Source organism: Kineosporiaceae bacterium (assembly GCA_016713225.1).
GTDB lineage: Bacteria > Actinomycetota > Actinomycetes > Actinomycetales > Kineosporiaceae > JADJPO01.
The window spans coordinates 1-21811 of record JADJPO010000010.1 but is presented as its reverse complement, the minus strand read 5'-3'; the positions used below and the strand labels follow the sequence as shown (position 1 = coordinate 21811).

The 21811-nt window shown below is 70.5% G+C and carries 20 protein-coding genes; 3 read left to right on the top strand and 17 right to left on the bottom strand.

Annotation, left to right across the window (positions count from 1 at the left end; genetic code table 11):
• Positions 1–8 precede the first annotated feature (8 nt).
• The 11 genes from IPK24_22685 to IPK24_22635 all read right to left on the bottom strand — a co-directional run bounded on the left by IPK24_22685 (position 9) and on the right by IPK24_22635 (position 11854).
• Positions 9–992: an LLM class F420-dependent oxidoreductase gene (locus IPK24_22685; GenBank protein ID MBK8078272.1), complete on the bottom strand. Its 984-nt coding sequence runs from the start codon at positions 990–992 to the stop codon at positions 9–11.
• Between the two features lie 154 nt (positions 993–1146).
• Entirely contained in the window at positions 1147–1491 is a 345-nt protein-coding gene (locus IPK24_22680) for a DUF202 domain-containing protein (GenBank protein ID MBK8078271.1), read from the bottom strand.
• Between the two features lie 26 nt (positions 1492–1517).
• Positions 1518–1910 (bottom strand): DUF202 domain-containing protein, encoded by a 393-nt coding sequence (locus IPK24_22675; GenBank protein MBK8078270.1) that lies wholly within the window; start codon positions 1908–1910, stop codon positions 1518–1520.
• Between the two features lie 5 nt (positions 1911–1915).
• Positions 1916–3193 carry a thymidine phosphorylase gene (locus IPK24_22670; protein MBK8078269.1) on the bottom strand — a complete coding sequence of 426 codons (1278 nt, stop codon included), beginning with the start codon at positions 3191–3193 and terminating at the stop codon, positions 1916–1918.
• A gap of 7 nt (positions 3194–3200) precedes the next feature.
• Positions 3201–3644 (bottom strand): cytidine deaminase, encoded by a 444-nt coding sequence (locus IPK24_22665; GenBank protein MBK8078268.1) that lies wholly within the window; start codon positions 3642–3644, stop codon positions 3201–3203.
• Between the two features lie 2 nt (positions 3645–3646).
• On the bottom strand, positions 3647–4915 hold the full coding sequence (locus IPK24_22660) for an ABC transporter permease (GenBank protein MBK8078267.1): 1269 nt from the start codon (positions 4913–4915) through the stop codon (positions 3647–3649).
• A complete protein-coding gene (locus IPK24_22655) occupies positions 4912–6033 on the bottom strand; it encodes an ABC transporter permease (GenBank protein ID MBK8078266.1) in 1122 nt (373 codons plus the stop codon). Before IPK24_22655 ends, IPK24_22660 begins: the two co-directional genes overlap by 4 nt.
• Positions 6033–7583 (bottom strand): ABC transporter ATP-binding protein, encoded by a 1551-nt coding sequence (locus IPK24_22650; protein MBK8078265.1) that lies wholly within the window; start codon positions 7581–7583, stop codon positions 6033–6035. Before IPK24_22650 ends, IPK24_22655 begins: the two co-directional genes overlap by 1 nt.
• Before the next feature lie 103 nt (positions 7584–7686).
• The gene (locus IPK24_22645; GenBank protein ID MBK8078264.1) at positions 7687–8718 is read right to left on the bottom strand and encodes a BMP family ABC transporter substrate-binding protein; all 1032 of its coding nucleotides are present in this window, start codon (positions 8716–8718) and stop codon (positions 7687–7689) included.
• A gap of 174 nt (positions 8719–8892) precedes the next feature.
• Positions 8893–10164: an amidohydrolase gene (locus tag IPK24_22640; protein MBK8078263.1), complete on the bottom strand. Its 1272-nt coding sequence runs from the start codon at positions 10162–10164 to the stop codon at positions 8893–8895.
• Between the two features lie 82 nt (positions 10165–10246).
• Positions 10247–11854 (bottom strand): acyl-CoA mutase large subunit family protein, encoded by a 1608-nt coding sequence (locus IPK24_22635; GenBank protein MBK8078262.1) that lies wholly within the window; start codon positions 11852–11854, stop codon positions 10247–10249.
• 230 nt (positions 11855–12084) lie between these two features.
• Between IPK24_22635 and IPK24_22630 the strand changes: the two genes are divergently transcribed.
• Positions 12085–13470 carry a hypothetical protein gene (locus tag IPK24_22630; protein MBK8078261.1) on the top strand — a complete coding sequence of 462 codons (1386 nt, stop codon included), beginning with the start codon at positions 12085–12087 and terminating at the stop codon, positions 13468–13470.
• Position 13471: 1 nt separating this feature from the next.
• Here the strand turns inward: IPK24_22630 and IPK24_22625 are convergent, their stop codons facing one another.
• On the bottom strand, positions 13472–14590 hold the full coding sequence (locus IPK24_22625) for an NTP transferase domain-containing protein (protein ID MBK8078260.1): 1119 nt from the start codon (positions 14588–14590) through the stop codon (positions 13472–13474).
• A gap of 3 nt (positions 14591–14593) precedes the next feature.
• On the opposite strand from IPK24_22625, the gene IPK24_22620 reads away from it, so the two are divergent.
• On the top strand, positions 14594–15925 hold the full coding sequence (locus tag IPK24_22620) for a D-alanyl-D-alanine carboxypeptidase (protein ID MBK8078259.1): 1332 nt from the start codon (positions 14594–14596) through the stop codon (positions 15923–15925).
• On the opposite strand, the gene IPK24_22615 is transcribed toward IPK24_22620, so the two are convergent.
• The 4 genes from IPK24_22615 to IPK24_22600 form a co-directional block, all read right to left on the bottom strand.
• The gene (locus tag IPK24_22615; protein MBK8078258.1) at positions 15855–16820 is read right to left on the bottom strand and encodes a YihY/virulence factor BrkB family protein; all 966 of its coding nucleotides are present in this window, start codon (positions 16818–16820) and stop codon (positions 15855–15857) included. The two genes, IPK24_22620 and IPK24_22615, sit on opposite strands and share 71 nt — an antisense overlap.
• 11 nt (positions 16821–16831) lie before the next feature.
• Complete coding sequence (locus IPK24_22610; protein MBK8078257.1) at positions 16832–17353, bottom strand: 2'-5' RNA ligase family protein; 522 nt, start codon at positions 17351–17353, stop codon at positions 16832–16834.
• Positions 17354–17424: 71 nt separating this feature from the next.
• Entirely contained in the window at positions 17425–18468 is a 1044-nt protein-coding gene (gene trpS / locus IPK24_22605; GenBank protein MBK8078256.1) for a tryptophan--tRNA ligase, read from the bottom strand.
• A 101-nt stretch (positions 18469–18569) separates the two neighbouring features.
• Positions 18570–18806, bottom strand: a complete 237-nt coding sequence (locus IPK24_22600) for a hypothetical protein (GenBank protein ID MBK8078255.1) — start codon at positions 18804–18806, stop codon at positions 18570–18572.
• Between the two features lie 92 nt (positions 18807–18898).
• On the opposite strand from IPK24_22600, the gene IPK24_22595 reads away from it, so the two are divergent.
• Positions 18899–19786: a LysR family transcriptional regulator gene (locus tag IPK24_22595; GenBank protein ID MBK8078254.1), complete on the top strand. Its 888-nt coding sequence runs from the start codon at positions 18899–18901 to the stop codon at positions 19784–19786.
• Between the two features lie 149 nt (positions 19787–19935).
• Here IPK24_22595 and IPK24_22590 read toward each other — a convergent pair.
• Positions 19936–21811 (bottom strand): alpha-galactosidase (locus IPK24_22590; protein MBK8078253.1); only part of this gene is annotated, 1876 nt, incomplete at its 5' end.

Here is a 21811-nt window from a genome sequence, read left to right as displayed (position 1 = left end):
CCCGAGGGTCAGGGATACACCAACGGACGCAACGTCTTTGCGGCCAGCTCGACCATGCCGGGCTGGTGACCGTTGGCCACCATGTTGACGATGAGGCCGTCGACGCCCGCGTCCAGGATGCGCCGTTGCGCCTGCTCGGCCACGCTCTCCGACCCACCCACCAGGTGCCGGGCACCGAAGGCCGCGCGGGCGTCGGCGTCCAGGTTCGACACGTCGACCCCACGCGCCGCAGCGAAATCGCGGTAGAGCGCCTCGGCCTCGGCGTCGGTCTCGCCCAGGAACAGGAACGCCAGGAAGCTGGTCTCGAGCGTCGAGCGATCACGCCCGGCCTCGTCGCAGCGCTGGGCCAGCGCCTCGAGCTTGCCCGGCACCGCCGTGTCGTCGCAGATCACGTTCAGATGAGCGGCGTACTGCGCCGCGTACCGGAACGTCTTGCGCTCCCCCGAACCGCCGATCAGGATCGGCAGGTCGTCGCGCACCCGCGGTTCGTTGGCGGCGTTCTCGGCCCGATACCAGCTGCCCTGGAACGTCGGACGCCGGCCCCGCAACATCGGCTCGATGATCGCCAGCGCCTCCTCCAGCCGCTGGAACCGGTCGGTGAAAGTGCCGAACTCGTACCCCAGCTGTTGGTGCTCCAGCTCGAACCAGCCCGCGCCGATGCCGAGGACGGCCCGGCCGCCGCTCATCACGTCGAGCGTGGTGACCGCCTTGGCCAGCAGCGTGGGGTTGCGGTAGGTGTTGCCGGTCACCAGGGTCGAGAGCTGCACCCGTGAGGTGGCCGTGGCCAGCGCCCCGAGCAGGGTGTAGGCCTCGAGCATCGGCTCGGTGGGCGCGCCGAGGCCGGGCAGCTGGTAGAAGTGGTCCATCACCAGGACCGCGTCGAATCCGGCCGCCTCGGCTTCCTTCGCTTGGCGCACAACGGTTTCAGCGATGGCGGCCGGGCCACCGGGGTAGCTGAAGTTGGGGATCTGATAGCCCAGGCGAATGCTCATGGGCCGACGGTACAGCGGCGCCCCGGCCGGTGCCTTTCACACCCCCACCCCCCCCGTGATCATGCAATCCGTGCACATCGACCTATCGGCGAGCGTCGATGTGCACGGATTGCATGATCACGGGGGGTGGGTGATCTCGGGGTTGGGTGGTGGGTCAGCGAGCGATGGCCAGCACGATCCCCGCCAGGGCCACCAGGGCCGGCACGGCGGCCGTGGCCACCAGACGAGGCCAGGGCGAGGGCAGCATCGGTGAGGGCGACCCGGACGACGGGACGTCCTGCGGCGCATGCCGTTCCAGCGAACGATGCGGTCGGGTTGCCGCGTACCCCGAGGCGGCGGCACCCAGTGCCGTGAGCACCGCGGTGACCACGAGCAGCACCCAGGACCCCCGATGCGCGGCCGCGAGGACGCCCAGACCCCCGACCACCGCGCCGGCGACCCCGGTGCGCTGCCAGGCGAGCGCCGTCCGCTCGGACTGCAACCCCGGGTCGCGTCCCACCAGGCGATCCTCGCGCCGACCGAGACTCAGCCGCGACCGCGAGCGGTCAGCACCACGAACGCCAGCGCCAGTGCCCCGATCACGACGGCACCGGCCAGCCAGGGCAACGCGACCGGCGCCGGCAACGGCTGCCCGGTGCGCAGGGCGACCTCCTTACGCCGCCAGCCCAGGACGGCCGACACCGAGAGCCACCCGCCGAGCACACACATCAGCGCAGCCACCGCGTCCACCCACCGCGACAGGCCGACCAGCCGGGCCACCGAGGTCAGGCCGACTCCCCCGGCCACCAGGGCGAGCGCGGTGCGCACCCAGGCGAGCGCCGTCCGCTCGTTGGCCAGCGAGAACCGCGGGTCCGGCTCGGTGCCGTGCCGGTACACCGACTCCGGACGCCGCCGACGGTCGGCCTCGTCGTCGGCCATGCGGCTCAGGCGATCCGATCGATGATCAACGGGCGATCGACCGGACGCGACCCCTCGGGCGCGATGGTCCAGGCACCGTCCAGGTCGGCCAGGGCTGCCTCGAAGGTGTGCGGGGTATCGGTGTGCAGGGTCAGCAACGGTTGCCCGGCCCGCACGGACGCACCGGGTTTGGCGTGCAGCTCGATCCCGGCGGCCGCCTGGACGGAGTCCTCCTTGCGGGCGCGGCCGGCGCCCAGCCGCCAGGCCGCCACGCCCACCTTCAGCGCGTCCAGCTCGACCAGGACGCCGTCGGCCGGCGCCAGGACGACGTGCTGCTCGCGCGAGGTCGGCAACGCGGCGTCCGGGTCGCCCCCCTGGGCGGTGATCATGCGGCGCCAGGCGTCCATCGCCCGGCCGTCGGCCAGGGCCGGTGCGGGGTCGACGTCCGGCAGTCCGGCCCCGGCGAGCATCTCGCGGGCCAGTGCCAGGGTCAGCTCGACCACGTCCGGCGGGCCGCCCCCGGCCAGCACCTCGATCGACTCACGCACCTCGAGGGCATTGCCGGCGGTCAGCCCGAGCGGGGTCGACATGTCGGTGAGCAGGGCCACCGTGCGCACCCCGGCGTCGGTCCCCAGATCGACCATGGTGCGGGCGAGCTCGGTCGCGGCATCCACCGTCTTCATGAAGGCGCCGCTGCCGACCTTGACGTCGAGCACCAGCGACCCGGTGCCCTCGGCGATCTTCTTGCTCATGATCGAGCTGGCGATGAGCGGGATCGCCTCGACGGTGCCGGTGACGTCGCGCAAGGCGTAGAGCTTGCGGTCGGCGGGGGCAAGGCCACCGCCTGCCGCGCAGATGACCGCGCCGACATCGCGGAGCTGCGCCAGCAGCTCGTCGTTGCTCATCGAGGCCCGCCACCCGGGGATCGACTCCAGCTTGTCCAGCGTGCCGCCGGTGTGGCCGAGCCCGCGGCCGGACAGCTGCGGCACCGCCACCCCGAAGCTGGCCACCAACGGAGCCAACGGCAGCGTGATCTTGTCACCGACGCCGCCGGTCGAGTGCTTGTCGGTGGTCGGCTTGCCGAGGCCGGCGAAGTCCATCCGTTCGCCGGAGGCGATCATCGCGGCGGTCCACCGGGCGATCTCGCGCCGGGTCATGCCGTTGAGCAGGACCGCCATCGCCAAGGCGGACATCTGCTCCTCGGCCACGACACCACGGGTGTAGGCGTCGATCACCCAGTCGATCTGGGCGTCGCTGAGCTCGTGCCGATCGCGCTTGGCGATGATCACGTCGACCGCGGCGATGGCCACGTCAGTACTCCTTCAGGTCCTGGGGCCCGAACGCGTCCGGCAGGATCTGCCGGACGGCAAGGATGCCACGGGGGGTCTCGACCAGCAGGTCAGGACCGCCGTGCTCGAACAGCAGTTGTCGACAGCGCCCGCACGGGACGAGCGGCTCACCATCACCCCCGACGATGCTCACCGCGATCAGCCGGCCACCGCCGCTGGCGTGCAGCGCGCTGACCAGCCCGCACTCGGCGCACAGGCCCACTCCATAGGAGGCGTTCTCGACGTTACACCCCGTCACCAGGCGCAACTCACCGGGGTTACCTTCCGATGGCGTGCCGCTGACCAGGCCTGCGGCTCCCACCGGAAAATGGCTGTAGGGCGCATAGGCCCGGGCCATCACCGCCCGGGCCGCCGCGCGCAACTGCACCCAATCGACCTCGGCGGAGCCGCTCACCGGGTCGGCCATGGCTATTTGGCCGTGCCCTTGCGATAGACCTGGCCGTCCGCAGCCGGCATCCGCAATCGTTGGCTGGCCAGGGCGAGCACCAGCAGCGTGGTCACGTACGGCGTGGCCGTGGTGAACTGCGCCGGGACGGTGTCGGTGAACTGGTACACCGCCAACGACCCCGCGGCGATCACCAGCGAGGCGATGCCGGCGATGCGGCGTCCCTTGGTCAGGGTCCAGATGCCGTACAGCGCCAACCCGATCGCCAGGGCCAGGAACAGGGCGTGCACACTGGTCTCGCCCTGGCGCAGCTGCAGCGCGTCGGTGAAACCGAACAGCCCGGCACCGAGGGCGAGGCCCCCCGGACGCCAGTTGCCGAAGATCATCGCCGCCAGACCGATGAAGCCTCGGCCGCCCGTCTGCGCCTCGCGGTAGTAGTTGGAGGCGATCAACGACAGGTAGGCCCCACCCAGCCCGGCCAGACCGCCGGAGATGATCACGCCGAGGTACTTGTAGAGGTAGACGTTCACCCCGAGCGACTCGGCGGCATATGGGTTCTCGCCGCACGACCTCAGCCGTAACCCGAACCGGGTGCGCCACAGCACGTAGATCGAGGCCGGGATCAGCAGCACGGCGACCACCGTCGCCCAGGACACGTTGTTGACCAGGCCACCGAGGATGCCGGCCAGGTCCGAGACGCCGAAGATCCGCTCCTTCTCGAGTGAGGCCAGCCCACTGGCGACCCCGGGCACCGTGAAGGTGGCCGGCTGCGGCGCCTGCGGGCTCTGGGTGACGCCACCGCCGTCCATGCCGGTGAAGATCAGGGACGACAGGAACCGCGCCACACCCGGGCCGAGCAGGTTGATCGCCACACCCGAGACGATGTGATCGACCCCGAAGGTCACTGTTGCCACGGCGTGCACCAGACCGCCCAGCGCCCCGCCGAGGATGCCGGCGAGCAGCCCCGCCCAGGGGCCGAACTGCAACGCCCCGTAGGCGGCGCACCAGGTGCCGAGCACCATCATGCCCTCGAGGCCGATGTTGACGATGCCCGCGCGCTCCGACCACAGACCGGCCAGGCCGGCCAGCATGATCGGGACGGCGAGCCGCAGCGCCGCACCGGCGGTGCCGGACGACGTCAGGTCCTGGGCGTCGGAGATCACCCGGGTGGTCGACAGCACCAGCAACAAACCCACGGCCAGGGACCCCGCCCGCAGCCACAACGTGCTGCGGGGCGGCCCGTCGTCCACCGGGGTCGGCGCCGGGGCAGCCGGCGTGGTCGTGGCGCTCATCGGGCCACCTCCGCCGTCGCCGGGGCGGGCGGGGCGGCGGGGCTCTGTGGCCCGCCGAGTTGCGCGGCCACCCGCCGTTGTTCGGCGTTGACCCGCCAGCGGCGCACCACCTCGTAGGCCACGACGACGGCGAGCACGATGGTGCCCTGCATGATGGTGACGATCTCCTTCGGGATGCTCTCGAGATCCAGGATCTGGTTCGACACGTCGAGGAAGCCCCACAGCACCGCGGCGAAGGCGATGCCGACCGGGTGGTTGCGCCCGAGCAGGGCGATGGCGATCCCGGTGAACCCGATGCCGGAGGGGAAGTCCTGCCCGTAGGCGTGCGAGGCACCGAGCAGGATCGGCAACCCGACCAGCCCCGCCACCCCACCCGAGAGCAGCATCGAGGTGACCACCATCTTCTTCACGTCCACCCCGGAGGCCACGGCCGCCGGTTCACTCATGCCGGTGGCCCGCAGGTCGAACCCGAACCGGGTGCGCCCCAACAAGAACCAGTACCCCAGGCCGACCAGGGCCGCCACGACGATGAAGCCGTAGATCTCCCCGCCCGAGGTGGTGAAGCCCGGCACCCAGGCCGAGGTCGGCAGTTCCTTCGTCCGGACGATGTTGTTCTCGAGGATGGCGAACATGGCCGGGGTGAGCATCCAGGCGGCCAGCGCGGTGCCGATGTAGTTGAGCATGATCGTCGAGATCACCTCGCTGACCCCGCGGTAGACCTTGAGGTACCCGGCGATGCCGGCCCAGATCGCGCCGACCACCACGGCGACCACGACGATCAGCAACACGTGCAGCGGTGCGGGCAGCGTCACGGCGGCCCCGATCACGGCGGCGCACATGGCCGCCAGCCGGTACTGGCCGTCGACCCCGATGTTGAACAGGTTCATCCGGAACCCGATCGCCACCGCGAGTGCCGACAGGTAGTACCCGGAGGCCTTGTTGAGGATGTTGACCATGTTCTCGGGCTGCACCCCGAAGTCGAACATCGAGCGGAACGCCGTCATCGGCGCATGCCCGGCGATCAACAGCACCGCCGACGACAGCAGGATGGCCACGACGAAGGCCATGACGGGTGCGACCAGGGCCATGCCGAGGCGGCGGGGGTCGAGGCGGGCCATCACGCGGCTCCTTCTGCTCGGGCACCGGCACCGGTCATGGCCGAACCCAGTTCCTCCGGCGTGACCGTGGCCGGGTCTGCCTCGGCCACCAGGCGGCCCCGCAGGATCACCCGCAGGCTGTCCGAGAGGCCGATCAACTCGTCGAGGTCGGCGCTGATCAGCAGCACCGCCAGGCCTTGGGCGCGAGCGTGACGGAGGTGATCCCAGATCGCCGCCTGAGCGCCGACGTCCACGCCGCGGGTGGGGTGGGCGGCGAGCAGCAACCGGGGGTTGCCGCTCATCTCGCGGCCCACGATGAGCTTCTGCTGGTTGCCGCCCGACAGCGCCGAGGCGGTGACATCGATGGACGGCGTCCGCACGTCGTACTCCGTGACGATCCGCTGCGTGTCGCCGCGGGCATGGCGCCGGTCGATCAGGCCCTTGGTGTTGTTGGGCTCGGTGGTCTGATGGCCGAGCACCCGGTTCTCCCACAGCGGCGCCTCGAGCAGCAGGCCCTGGCGGATCCGGTCCTCGGGGATGAACGCCACGCCGGCCTCCCGGCGGTGGCGGGTCGACTCGTCCGAGACGTCGCGGTCCTCGAGCGTCACCCGGCCGGTCGAGACCCGGATGCCCATGATCGCGTCGACCAGTTCGGCCTGGCCGTTGCCCTCGACGCCGGCGATGCCGAGCACCTCACCGGCGTGAATCGTGAAGCTGACGTCGTCGATGAGCGCCCGGCCGTCCTCGTCGGTCACGGTGAGGTTCTCGACGGTGAGCACCGGCCGGTCGGTGACGGTCGATTCGGTGGTCTGCGGCGAGGGCAACTCGCTGCCCACCATCAGTTCGGCGAGCTGGCGGGAGGTGACGTCCTTCGGGCTGACCGTGGCGACCGTCGTCCCGCGCCGGATCACCGTGATCGAATCGGCGATCTTGCGCACCTCGTCGAGCTTGTGCGAGATGAACATGACGGTCAGGCCCTCGGCCTTGAGCTCGTTCAGCGCGGCGAAGAGTTCGTCGACCTCCTGGGGCACCAGGACGGCGGTGGGCTCGTCCAGGATCAGGATCCGAGCGCCGCGATAGAGCGCCTTGAGGATCTCGACCCGCTGCCGATCACCCACGCCGAGGTCGGCGGCGAGTGGGTCGGGGTCGACATCCAGCCCGTAGCGGTTCGAGATGTCGAGGATCTTGCGCCGGGCGGCGCCGGTGTCGAGCGAGAAGGCTCCCCCGGGTTCGCTGCCCAGGATGACGTTCTCGAGGACGGTGAAGTTGTCGGCCAGCTTGAAGTGCTGGTGCACCATGCCGATGCCGACGGCGATGGCGTCCGACGGGCTGTGGAAGGTGACCGGCTTGCCCTCGACCTCGATCGTTCCCTCGTCCGGCTTCTGCATGCCGTAGAGGATCTTCATCAGGGTCGACTTGCCGGCACCGTTCTCACCACACAGGGCATGCACGGTGCCGGGCTCGACCACCAGGTCGATGTCGTGGTTGGCCACCACGCCCGGGAAGCGCTTGGTGATGCCCTGCAATCGCACCGCGGGTGGGGACGGTGGCTGCGGCTCGGGTGCGGTCATGAACGCCTGCCTCCTGCGAGAACGACGGACGGGCTCGGGGGAACGCTAGCGTCCCCCCGAGCCCGTCCGGGGCTGGACTGACCTTCAGGTCAGACCAACACGGTCACTTCTTGTCGGGAACCTTGACCGAGCCAGAGGTGATCTGGGTCTTGGCCGCTTCCAGCTTGTCCTTGATGTCGTCCACCTGGCCGCCGCTGGTCGAGTACCCCACGCCGTCCTTCTTCAGGTCGAAGGTCTGCACACCCGTCAGCGGGGTGCCGGCCTGAGCCGACTTGATGAAGTCGAACACCGCGACGTCGACGCGCTTGAGCATCGAGGTCATGATGACCGGCTTGAGGTCGGCTGCAGCGCTCTCGTACTGGTCGCTGTCGACACCGATGGCCAGCTTGCTCTTGGCCTTGGCGGACTGGAACACGCCCGTACCGGAGCCGCCTGCCGCGGCGAAGATGACGTCAGCGCCGGCGTCGTACATGCCGTTCGCGGTCTCGGCACCCGCAGCCGGGTCGTTGAAGCCCTTGCAGTCCGGCGGCAACGACAGGTACTTCGACTGGATCTTGATGTCGGCCTTGACCGACTTGGCACCGGCGATGAAGCCCACCTCGAACTTCTGCAGCAGCGAGATGTCACAACCGCCGATGAAGCCCACGTTGCCGGACTTGCTCTTCAGCGCCGCGGCGACACCCACCAGGTAGGAGCCCTCGTTCTCGGCGAAGGTCAGGCCGGTCACATTGGTGGCGCCGTCGACGACCGAGTCGATGATGGCGAACTGGGTCTTCGGGAAGGCTGCCGCCACCTTCTTCATGGCGCCGCCGTACAGGAAGCCGACCGCGATGACCGGGTTGTACCCGCCCTGGGCCAGCAGCTTGAGCCGGGCCTCCTTGTCGGCGTCGGTCTCACCCTGGGTGGCCGACAGTTCCTTGAACTCGACGCCCAGATCGGCCTTGGCCTTGTCGAGGCCTGCCGCAGCGGAGTCGTTGAACGACTTGTCACCACGCCCGCCGATGTCGTAGGCGAGGCCGACCTTGATCTTCTCGCCACCACCGGCGGCGCTGCTGGAACCGCCACTGGATGCCGTGGACGTCGAACTACCTGAATCGCCGCCACACGCAGCGAGAGCCATGGTTGCCGCGGCCATTACCGCGACCAGACTGGTCACCCGGCGCAAGGGTGTCTCCTTCGATCTCGTGTGCCCTGGCGTACCCGGATGGGTACTGGGCCATGAATGCTCAGCACACTAGCTGCTCACCTGAGGCCCAGATGCCCAGCCCTGCAGGTGGTGTCCGAAACGTGATCGGATCTTTGGGTGCGCCTAGGGCTGGGCGCGAAACCGACCGAGGTCGTTCACGGCGATCGCCGTGAGCACCCGGGCACCGATGGTGATCGCCCGCTCGTCGACCACGAGGTCGCCCTGGTGCAGGTCATAGGTGCGTCCACCCGGCGTCCGGGTACCCAGGCGCATCATCGCGCCGGGCACCTTCTCGAGCATCCAGGCGAAGTCCTCCCCACCGAGCGACTGTTCGGCGAGCACCACGCTGCCCTCGCCCAACTCGGCCTGCACCGCCTCCTCGACCAGCAGGACGGCGTCCGCGTCGTTGACCGTCGGTGGGACGCCGCGCGTGTGGGTCACCTCGGCGCGCACCCCGTACGGGGCCACCACCTCGTGGACCGCATCGGTGATCAACGACCCGGCGCGCGCCCAGACGGCGGTGTCGAGGCAGCGGAAGGTGCCGGCCACCTCGCCGAACCGCGGAATGGCGTTCGGTGCTCCGCCGGCGCGGATCCGGCCCCACACCATGGCGATCCCGGCACGCGGGTCGAGGCGACGACTCAGGATCGCCGGCACCTGGGTGACCACCTGGGCCAGGGCGAACACCAGGTCGCCGGTGACATGCGGCCGCGAGGTGTGCCCGCCGGGTCCGTCCAGACGCACCAGGATCGAGTCGGACGCCGAGGTGATCGGTCCGCCCCGCACCCCGATCACCCCGACGTCGCGGGCCGGGTCGCAGTGCAGGGCATAGGCGCGCTCGACGTCGTCCAGGCCGCCGTTGGCGATCACGGTGAGAGCGCCACCGGGGTTGACCTCCTCGGCGGGCTGGAAGATCAACCGCACCCGGCCGGGTAACCGGCCGGAGGCCTCCAGCTCCGAGAGCACCAGGGCGGCACCCAGCAGGGCGGCGGTGTGGACGTCGTGCCCGCACGCGTGGCAGACCCCCTCGACGGTCGAGGCGAACGGCAGTCCGGTCTCCTCGGGCAGCGGCAGCGCGTCCAGATCGGCCCGCAACGCGATGGTGCGCCGTCCGGGTTCGCCGATGTCACAGATCAATCCGGTGCCCGGCAACAGCTGCGGCTCCAGCCCGGCGCGGGTCAGCCGCTCCGCCACGCGTTGAGTCGAGCGGTACTCGGTGTGACCGATCTCGGGGTGGGCGTGCAGGTCACGCCGGAACGCCACGAGTTCATCGGCGAGGTACTCGAACAACGAGCTCAAGCGAGGGTGCTCCACGCAGACCCACGGTAGCCCCGGATCGCTGCGGATACGTCCGCTTCGCCCCGGACGGCCCTCCCCCGTTCTGCCGAAACCCATGATCACCGTTTGGGATGCCGATTGTCGGGTCTTCTTCCCGAATCCGGATTCCAAACGGTGATCATGGACGGCGCGGCGGGCGTCAGAACTTGTCGTGCGGCACGTAGGTGCCCCAGACCCCGCGCAGCGCGTTGCACACCTCGCCGATGGTGGCGCGGGCGGCGAGCGCCTGCTTCATCGGGTAGAGCAGGTTGTCGGTGCCCTCGGCGGCCGTCTTCAAGGCAGCCATCGCGGCGTCCACGGCAGCCTGGTCGCGGTTGGCCCGCAACCGGGTCAGCGCGTCACGCTGCTCGGCCTCGATCGCCGGGTCGACCCGTAGCGGCTCGTAGGGCTCCTCGGCGTCGATGGTGTAGGCGTTCACGCCGACGACGGTGCGCTCGGTGGAGTCGATCTGCTTGGCCACCTCGTACGCCGACCGCTCGATCTCGTTCTTCTGGAAGCCCTGCTCGATGGCCGCCACGGCCCCGCCACGTTCCTCGACCTGGTTGATCAGGTCGACGATCGCGGCCTCGAGCTCGTCGGTCATCGCCTCGATGGCGTAGGAGCCGGCGAACGGGTCGACGGTCTTGCAGACGTCGGTCTCGTAGGCGATGACCTGCTGGGTGCGCAGCGCGAGCCGGGCCGCTTTCTCGGTCGGCAGCGCGATGGCCTCGTCGTAGCTGTTGGTGTGCAGGCTCTGGGTTCCACCCAGGACGGCGCCGAGGCCCTGCAGCGCCACCCGCACCAGGTTCACCTCGGGCTGCTGGGCGGTGAGCTGGACGCCGGCGGTCTGGGTGTGGAAGCGCAGCATCTGGCTCTTGGGGTTGGTCGAGCCGAACTCCTCGCGCACGATCCGCGCCCACACCCGGCGGGCGGCCCGGAACTTGGCGATCTCCTCCAGCAGCGTGGTGCGGGCCACGAAGAAGAACGACAGCCGCGGGCCGATGTCGTCCACGCTCAGGCCCACGGCCTGTGCGGCACGCACGTACTCCTTGGCGTTCGCCAGCGTGAAGGCGATCTCCTGCGCCGGCGTCGCCCCGGCCTCGGCCATGTGGTAACCCGAGATCGAAATGGTGTTCCAGCGCGGCAACTCGTTCTTGCAGTAGGCGAAGATGTCGCTGATCAACCGCAGCGAGGCCTTCGGCGGGAAGATGTAGGTGCCGCGGGCGATGTACTCCTTGAGCACGTCGTTCTGGATTGTGCCGGCCAGCTTGGTCGGGTCGGCGCCCTGCTCCTCGGCGACCAGCTGGTACATCAACAGCAGGACGGCGGCCGGCGCGTTGATCGTCATCGAGGTCGACACCGTGTCGAGCGGGAGGCCGCCGAACAGGGTGAGCATGTCGTCGACCGAGTCGATCGCCACGCCGACCTTGCCGACCTCGCCGCTGACCATCGGGTCATCGGAGTCGTACCCCATCTGGGTGGGCAGGTCGAAGGCCACACTCAGCCCACCGGTGCCGGCGTTGACCAGCTGGTGGTAACGGGCGTTGGACTCCCGGGCGTTGCCGAACCCGGCGTACTGGCGCATGGTCCAGGGCCGGCCGGTGTACATCGAGGGGTACGGGCCACGGGTGTACGGGTACTTACCCGGTACCCCGAGGGCGGCGTCGGCGTCGAACCCGTCGAGGTCGTCGGGCCCGTAGAGCGGCTTCATGGGCAGGCCCGACTCGGTCTGGCTCCCTGCCGTGGTGCTCGCCGCTGTCTCGCCCATCGCCGCCTCCTGAAGGTCACGCTCATCGGGGTGGACACCCTGCGCACGAGGCTACCCAGGCCGGTGCACACCCGGCCCGGGACCACTGGTGCAACGGGTCACACGGTCTCGAGCCCCCGGTGCCGGACCCCGACCTGCTCGACACCTGCTCGACACCCGCTTGACACCTGCTCCACGGGCACGGTTCGGTACCTCGGAGCTACCTGATCGGTCATCACCCGGGGGGTGTCGTGAGACTGCCGTTGGCCTGTTCCGTCTTGCCGATCAGCGCCCGCGCCGCGGCCGCACAGCGGACCGGTCTGAGCCTCGCCGAGGTGGTCGACATCGTCCACCACCGACGGGCCTGGCGCTCAGGGGCAGTCCTCGACGAGGCGGCCTATGACCAGGCCTACCCCGCGCAGCAGCGGGGTCCCTACCCCCACGACGAGTTCGGCCGGTTCACCGGGGCCGGCCTGCTGCCCGCCGACCTCGTCGTCCAGGAGATCGAGGTGCCGCGTGACCCACGTGAGCGCCTGGACCCGCCGATCTCGGCGGCCGACGTCGCGGCCGCCGATGTGCTGCGGATCGATCAGATCGTCGCGGCGCGGCAGGGCCGTGGCGCACCGGTCCTCCTCCAGCAGGAGGCTCGGGCACACCTCCAGGCGATCGTGGAGGTACTGGAGTCCGCCGGTGATGGTGTCGACACAGTGGCCCTGACCCGATGGCAGCCGATGTCCGAGCTGGCGCCGTACTACTTCTCGGCCTACCTGTCGACACCGAGGTGCGGCGCCCAGGGCGAGCCCGCTACGTCCGACCTCTATCTCGAGCTGACCGAGGACCTCGACGCCTTCACGCCCGTCGACTGCGCGGTCCTGCAGCAGGGGTACCTGGTCCAGTTCCCCCGAACCAGCCTCGTCCTGAGCGCGACCGGTGAGATCCGCGATGCCTTCGCCACGAATGGGTTGCGCGCCGTGGGTGGCGATCGAGGCCGGCTGCTGCTGGTGCCGGGAGGCGGTGGCGCGGACGCGCGGGGCTTCCTGCCGGTCGCCTACGTGCGTGACCTCGAGCAACGGCGCTGGCTGAGCGGCCCGCTGACCGACGCGGTGCCTCGGTTCACGTCCGGCACGGTGCCCGGAATCGATGCCACCGTGGTCGTCGACCTGGCCGCAGGCACCTTCTGCTGGACCGACCCTCACCTGCCCAACCCGGCCTGGCACCGCACCGCCAGTGCCTGCGGCCACTACGCCTGGGGCGGCGGCAGCTTCGTCCGGGAGGCAGCCACCGGCGCGGCCGTGCTCGACGTTCGCCGGCTCGAGGGCGTCCGCCTCGAAGGCTTCGCGCGCACCGATCAGGGATGGCGATTCCTGCTGCGCCAGGAGCCCGACGAGGACGACCCGCGCGAGTATCGGTTCGAATCGCAGTACCCGCTCCGGCTGCTGGACGAGAGCGGGGAGGTCGTCCGTGAGCTCTTGGACCACCCGGCCCCGCACGTGGTCGCCCTGTCCCCCGACGGCACCCGGCTGCTGCACGCCACCCGCGAAGAACTCCACGTCGTCGACGCCGACAGTGGGCGATCGCTCGAGGTGGTCGACCTGCGCCCGCTGCGGCGATCCGTCGCGGCGATCGGGCAGAACTGAGTCAGAGCAGGTCGAGCCGAGCCCGGGCCTGCAGCTGCGCCACCAACGACTTGACCTCCTGGGCGCGCGCGCGGGTGGTCACCAGCACGGCGTCCGGGGTGTCGATCACGACCACGTCGTCCAACCCCAGGATGGCGACCAGCCGGCCCGAGCGCGGGATCACCAACCCGGAACTGTCCTGCGCCAGCACCTGATCGGCCGAACCGAGCAGGCGCAACTCGTTGCCGGTCTCGTCCGCGCCGTCCGCCGGGGTCAACAAGCCCGCCAGCGAGGCGAAGTCACCGATGTCGTCCCAGCCGATGTCGGCCGGGATCACCGCCACCCGCCCGGCGTCCGCGGCGGGTTCGGCCACGGCGTAGTCGATGGCGACCTTCTCGAGCGTCGGCCAGAGCGTGTCGAGCGCGACGGCCCGCTCGGGGGTGTCCCAGGCTGCGGCGATCTCGATCAGGCCCTCGTGCAACTCGGGCCGGTGCTCGGCCAACTCGGCCAGCAGCACCTCGGCCCGGGCGACGAACATGCCGGCATTCCAGCGGTAGCCCTGCACGAGGTACCCGGCGGCGGTGGCGGCGTCCGGCTTCTCGACGAAACGGTCCACCCGCACCGCCGAGGGCGCGCCGTCCAGTCCCAGCGGGGCACCCGGGCGGATGTAGCCGAAGGCGGTCGACGGCTCGGTCGGGGTGATGCCGATGGTCACGATCTCGCCGGCGCGGGCCACCACGACCGCCTCGCGGACGGCGGCGTGGAACGCGGGCACGTCGCGGATCACGTGGTCGGCGGCGAAGGAACCCACGACCGCCCCCGGGTACCGGGCGGCGATCACCGCGGCGGCCAGCCCGATGGCGGCCGCCGAGTCACGGGGCGAGGGCTCGGCGATCAGGTCGCCGGCGTCGAGCTCGGGCAGCTGGTCGGCGACGGTCGCCGCGTGGGCCTGCCCGGTGACCACGACCACCGAGGCGGCCAGGGGCGCCAACCGGTCGTAGGTCTGCTGGATCAGGCTGCGACCCGACCCGGTCAGGTCGAGCAGGAACTTCGGATGCCCGGAGCGCGAGAGGGGCCACAGTCTGGTGCCGGCCCCCCCGGCCGGGACGATCGCGTGCAGGTCGTCGAGGTGATCACTCATTGCGTGGGACGCTACCTCATGCTCACCGTGACGTTCCGGCGAAGGCGCCGGTTCGGGGTCGCCACACTGGCCGGCCTGGTGATCTCGGGGGTCACCCTGCTGCCCGCGGCGGCCCGACCGACGCCGACACCCCAGCCCTCGGCACCAGAGGTCTTTGCCTGTGCCACAACTCTTTTCCCGTTCACGACGACGGCTCCGACGCCGTCGGCGCTCGGCACCAGGACGCCGAACGTGGCACTCACCACACCGGCCCCCGAGCTGCCCGAGGTCACCTCGAGCGTGGGCGGTCCGCTGCTGGGCGCCACCGGCCGGCTGGTGATCGACACCCGGGACGCTTCGACGCCCCCGCCGCTGCGAGCCACCGCCTGGTTGGTCGCCGATCTGGACAGCGGCGACGTGCTCGCCGCGTGCAATCCCCATCTGCCCCTGGCCCCGGCGAGCACGCTGAAGGTACTCACCGCGCTCGCCCTGATGGACGCCGTCCCACCGACGGCCGTGTACACCGCCACCGATGCGGACGCGGCTGTCGACGGCACCCGGGTGGGGCTGGTGCCCCACTCGCGCTACACCGCCGACCAGTTGTGGCATGCCCTGCTGCTGAGCAGCGCCAACGACGGCGCCCATGCCCTGGCCGAACTCGCCGGGGGCCAGGTCCGGGCCGCCGAGGCCTTGCAGGCCACGGCACTCACCCTGGGCGCGGGCGATACCCACGTGGCCAACACCTCGGGGCTGGACGCGCCCGGGCAGACCTCCAGTGCCTATGACCTGGCCCTGTTCGCCCGTGCCGCGCTGGCCGATCGCCGGATCGCCACCCTGGTCACCACGCGCAGCTTCGCCTTCCCGCAGGCCGGCACCGCGCTGCGAGCGGCCGACCGCAGGACCTTCCAGATCCAGAACCACAATCGGTTGCTCTACAACTATCCGGGCGCCACCGGCTTGAAGAACGGGTGGACCTCGCAGGCCGGCGGCAGTTTCGTCGGCACGGCCGCGCGGGGCGCTCATCGCTATGTCGCCGTCATCCTGCGAGCCGACACCAACACGTGGCGGGCCACCGCAGCGCTGCTCGACTGGGCCTTCGCCCACGGGGTGCGAGCCCGGGCGGTGGGAACGCTGAACGCCCCGGCGATCGAGGCACCAACCAGCTCACCAACCAGCTCGCCGACCTTCGTCGCGACACCGGCCACGCCCGCCCCACGGGCCGCCGGCTCACCCGCCGACGCACGACCTGCCTACGGTGCCGCCGCCGCCCTCGCGCTCGCCGCGGTCACGGTTGCCGTGGGGAGCGGGGTTGCGCTGCGGCGCCGAAGCCCTGGACGCCGGGGCGCGCGCCCCTGATCGGCCTCGCCATGGCGAGCGGTGAGCCGGGCGCCGCGCCGTCGTCCGGGGTGTGTGGCGTCGCCGCCCAGGCCGCCGCCAGCAAGGTCAGTCGACCGATCATGTTCAGCCAGATCAGCAGTCCGATCAGGATCGAGGCGCTGGCCAGGAAACGGTTACCCGAGGCCATGCGCAGCAGCAACCCGGCGCCGAGCTTGAGCGCCAGTAGGCCGATCGCCCCGAACAGCGCCGCACCGAGCAGCTCACGCACCGGCCGGTGCACCCGGGCGAGCAACCGGAAGAACATCAGGAACAGCAGGATGTCGACCCCCACGAGCACCAGGTCGACAGCCAGCTGCAGCAGCAGTGCGGCCACCCCGTCGTCCACCCCGAGCCACCCCAGAGCCGCGCCGCCGGCCGCGGACAACAGCAGCGAGGCGGCCACCGAGAGCAGGACGCCGATCCCCACCACGGCGAGCACCACGATGTCGAACAGTTTGCGCAGCAACGGGTTTCCCTCGTCGTGCAGATCGAACATCGCCCGGATCCCCTGTCGGACGGCGTCCACCCAACCCAGGCCCGAGAGCAGCATCACCACCGCGGCGACGGCGCCGGTCACGGTCAGCAGGTCGCCCGCGACCAGGCGATCGATGGACACCACACCCTCGCCGTCACGCACCCCGATCACGGTCGTGCCGATGGTGTCGTTGACGTAGTCGGCGACCTGCCGTTGCAGGTCGCGGCGCCCACCCACCACCAGGCCGAGCACCGTGAATCCGATCGCCAGGGCCGGGAACAGGGAGAAGAACGCGACGTAGGCGATACCCGAGGCCAGCACGTTGCCGCGCCGGACGCCATAGCGATTCCAGGCCCGCAGGGCTCTGGTGGCCTGCAGCCGGGCCAGGGCCTGCTTCATCGGTGCAGAGCTCACCGGGTCCGGGCGGCGCGCTGGGCGCGACCGAAGCCGAATCGGCGGCGCGGGTGCCACACTCCGGCGGAATCCTGCTCGTAGAGCAGGAACGAGTCGACCGTGAAACTGGCCCGGTACTGCGCCAGCCGGCTCATGGCGACGTCGAGCACGGCGTCGTCCAGCTTGTGGGCCACCGTGACGTGCGGGTGGAAGGGATAGACCAGCTCACGCTCGAGCGGCCCCCGCCGGACGGCCTGTTGCAGCTGGTCCAGGTGCTCGGCGCCCTCCGTCACCCGCACGTAGACCACCTGGGAGACGGGCCGGAAGGTCCCCGCGCCGTCCAGGATGACCTCGAAGGCGTGCGAGCGCGTGGCCAGCGTGGCCAGGTGCCGTTCGATGCGCCGCAGGTCGTCCGGCACGACGGCCGTCGGGGGCAGCAACGTGACGTGAGCCGGGATCAGGTCGACCTGGGGGTCGCCGATCGCCTCGCGGTGGGCGCGCAGCTGGCCCGCTGCGGGGTCGGGGAGATCGACCACCACCCCGAGCACGAGGGTGTCGACCGAGGCCGGCGGCGCCGTGGCGGCCGTCGCCGAGGAGGTGCGGGTGGTGGTCACGCGAACCCGACCTTGCGGTACATGTCGGCCAGCCGCTCACCCGAGATCGCCCGAGCGCGCACCGCACCGTCGGCCAGCACGTCGTCCAGGGCGGCCGGGTCGGCCAACCAGCGGTGGGTCTTCTCGGCGAAGTCTCCGGCGAAGTCGGTGTAGACCGCGGCGACCTCTTTCTTGAGATCGCCGTAGCCGGCGCCCACGAACCGCTTCTCGAGGATCTCGACCGGGGTGGCGGACAACGCCGACAGGATGGTGAGCAGGTTGGAGACACCGGGCTTGTGCTCGACGTCGAAGACCACCTCGCGGCCCAGGTCGGTCACCGCCGACCTGATCTTCTTGGCCGAGACCTTGACGTCGTCCAGCAGGAACAGGCAGCCGCTGCCGCCCAGGGACTTGCTCATCTGCTTGTCGGGCCGCTGCAGGTCGAGGATCTTGGCGGTGGCCTTGACGATGTGCGGCTCGGGGACGACGAGGGTGTTGCCATACCGCGCGTTGAAGCGCTGAGCGAGGTCGCGCGTGAGTTCGAGGTGCTGGCGCTGGTCCTCGCCGACCGGCACCACGGCGGCGTCGTAGAGCAGGATGTCGGCAGCCTGCAGGATCGGGTAGGTGAACAGGCCCACGCTGGCGCGATCGGCACCCTCGCGCAGGGACTTGTCCTTGAACTGGGTCATCCGGCTGGCCTCACCGAAACCGGTCAGGCACTGCAGCACCCACGCCGCCTGGGCGTGCTCGGGGGCATGACTTTGCACGAACAGGATCGAGCGGGCCGGGTCGATGCCGGCGGCGAGGAACTGGGCTGCGGTGACACGTACCCGGCGGCGCAGCACGTCGGGGTCCTGCTCGACCGTGATGGCGTGCTGGTCGACGACGCAGTAGACGGTCTGGTGACTGTCCTGCAGGGCCACCCACTGGGCCAGCGCACCGAGGTAGTTGCCGAGGTGGAGTGAGTCGGCGGTGGGCTGCATCCCCGAGAAGAGCCTCGGGGTACTCGCAGCGGTCTCGGGGGTCGGAGCAGGGGCCTGGGACGACGGCATGACGGTCATTCTGTCAGGTGTCGCACAGGTTCTCAGAACACTTCACTGCCCCGGTCGCCGTGGGTGAAACAGGGCGACCGGGGCAGCGAACGAGCTCGGGCGATCGAGTGTCAGGCGATCGAGGAGCGGCGGTTGTACTCGAACAGGTTGTGGGCCAGGACGCCCCGGATCTCGTCGGCCTGAGCACCTTCGGTCCGCTCGACCATGGCCATCAGGTCGGCGATCGCGGCGGGGGTGTCGTAGGAGGCGAGCTCGCGGCGGAGCTGGCGACCAGCAGCGCGAGCGCCACGGCGCTCACGCAGCTCGTCCAGTGCGGTACGGGGGCTGGGGATGTGCGCGATGTTCATGGTTCAAGTATTCGGCGAATCAACCCATACGTCCAATATCAATACCTGATCGAATCCATACGTTCAGCGCATGAGTAGCTAGACTCGGTGGCGTGGAGACCGAGGTGTTGCGCTGGTTCCAGCAGGTGGCCGACGGGCACACGGTCACCGAGGTCAGCGAGATCTACCGGATCAGCCAGCCCTCGGTGTCGCGGGCACTCGCCCGACTGGAGGTCGAGCTGGGCACCCCCCTGCTGCGCAAGTCGGGGCGCCTGCTGCGACTGACACATGCCGGGGCCACCTTCAAGCGTCACGTCGACGCGTTGATCCACTCGCTGGACGACGGGGTCGCCGCCGTGGAGCAGTTGCTCGACCCCGCCACCGGCACCGTACGGCTGTCGTTCCAGCCGTCGCTGGGCTCATGGCTGGTGCCCGAGCTGGTGGCCTCGTTCCGCGTGGCGCAGCCCCGGGTCACCTTTCAGCTGACCCGCTCGGACGGCACCCTGGGCTCTACCCCGATCGCCGAGGGAGCGGTCGACCTCGAGCTGACCTCGCGTCGCCCACACCATCCGGCGGTGACGTCGCGGCGACTGTTCTCCGAACCACTGGTGCTGATCGTCCCGCCGGGCCACGCCTTCGCTCGGCGCCCCGAGGTGTGGCTGCGCGAGGCCGCCGCCGAGCCGTTCGTCGTCCTGCCCCCGCAGCGCACCCTTCGGGTTCAGGCCGACGAGTTGTGCCGAGACGCCGGCATCGACCCCCACGTCGCGTTCGTGGCCGACGACTTGGCCACGCTGCGCGGCTTCGTGGCTGCCGGGTTGGGTGTGGCGGTGATGCCGGCCATGGGCGCCGAACCCGGGCGGACGGGGTCCGACGGCGCCACCCCGGTACCCCTGGCGGACGCCGGGGCGCGACGCACCATCACCCTGCTCTGGTCAGCCGAGCGACGGTTGTTGCCCTCGGCAGAGGCGTTCCGGCGGCACGTGCTGTCCCACGACGGCTGACCGCTGCACCGTTCACGATCACATTGAAGATCACGTTGCAGAAACGCGTCACAATCAAAGATCACGTTGAGGACTCCACAACCGCCAACGTGACGAAATCCTTCATCGTGATCTTCAATGTGATCATGATTTGGTGACCCAGAGCGCCGTCACCCGGCCGTGAGGTGCAGCAGCACCGCCTGGGACGGGTGCAGCACCGGGGCGGGCAGCCCGATGGCGGCGAGCACCGCGCCCGTCGCCTCGGCCTTCCCGGACTGCCACCAGTCGGGCTGACGGAGAACCTGACCCCGGGCCGGCCCCGCCTCGTCCCGGCGGCGTACCCGGTAACGCCGCGTCGGGTCGAGCCCGGGCAGCCGCAGCCGGCCGGCGTTGGCCGAGACCGAGGTGCGCAGCCGTACGTAGGCGAAGAGCGCCTCGCGCCCGTCCGCGGCGACGACACCGTGCAGCAGGCATTCCGGATCGTCGGACCTGCCGCCGCCGGCACCCACCTCGTCCGCGCGCACCACGATTCCGGTGTGCAGCAGGGTGCGGACCTCCTTGTACAACGCGGCCCACGACGCGATCTGCTCCAGCTCGGCCGGGGTGCACTGCGTGATGTCCCACTCGATGCCGGCATGGGCGAACAGCGCCGTGATCGCCCGCATCGACAGGTCGGCGGTCCGCCCGGTGGTGTGCGACACCGGGCCACCGATGTGCGAACCGATCAGCTCCGGCGGCAGCAGCAGCGTCGTCCAGCGCTGGATCTGTTGCCGCTCGAGGGCGTCGTTGGTGTCCGAGGCCCACACCCGATCAGTGTGTTCCAGCACACCGAGGTCCACCCGGGCGCCGCCCGAGGAACACGACTCGATCTCGAGGCCGGGGTGGCGGGCGCGCAGATCGTCCAGCAGCCGGTAGAGCGCGGCGGTCTGGGCGTGCGTGGGCATCTCGTGCAGGTCACGGTTGTGGTCCCACTTGATGAAGGCGATGCCGATCTCGCCCACCAGGGCGTCGAGCCGTTCCAGCAGGTAGGCATACGCCCCCGGGACCGCGAGGTTCAGCAGGTGCTGATGCCGCCAGGCGCGCGCCACCTCGACACCCTGCGCCGGGCCGGGACCGAGCAGCCAGTCGGGGTGGGCGCGCGCCACGTCGGAGTCGAGGTTGACCATCTCGGGCTCGAACCACAGCCCGAAGTCCATGCCGAACCCCCGGACGACGTCCGCCAGCGGCTTCAGCCCCTGCGGCCAGACCTCGGGTGAGACATACCAGTCCCCCAGACCCGCCCGATCGGTGCGGCGGCCACCGAACCAGCCGTCGTCCAGCACGAACCGCTCGACCCCGACGGCCGCCGCCACCCGCGCGAGCTCGGTCAGCCGGTCGAGATCGTGATCGAAATAGACCGCCTCCCAGGTGTTCAGCACCAGCGGGCGGGGGCGGATCGGCGCATGCGGGTGCTGCGCCCGCGACCGCAGCCAGCTGTGGATCCGCGCGCTCGCGCCGTCCAGGCCGTCGCCGGAGTAGCTGAAGACCACCCACGGGCTGGCGTGACTCTCGCCCGGCGCCAGCTCGATCTCGCCCGAATCGAGCAGCTCGCCGCCGCCGAGCACCGGCCCGGCATGAGATCCGGCGCCCTCGGGTAGCCGCTCGGCGTAGTGCACGTGATTGCCGCTCCAGGCGACGTGCACCGCCCACACCTCACCGTGGCGAAAACCGAAACCCGGTGTGCCACAAGTCAACAGCAACGGCGCATCATGCCCGGTGCGGCCGCGACGGGATTCGCGGCTCCAGGTGCCGTACCCCAGGTCGAGGCGCTGCGGGCTGCGCTCACGACACCACCGGCCGGTCAGGTCGAGCAGCTCGCCCGCCTGATCGGGCACCGGCAGGACGGCGAGCAGCCGGTCGAGCCGATAGCCCACCGTCGCCTGGTTGGTCAGTTCGTGCCGCAGGCGCACCAGACCCGAGGCCTCGAGCCGCAGCTCGATGCGCAGGGCCAGCCCCCGTGCCCGAGCGTGCACGATCAGCTGCTGGGCGCCGTCCGGATCGGTGCGC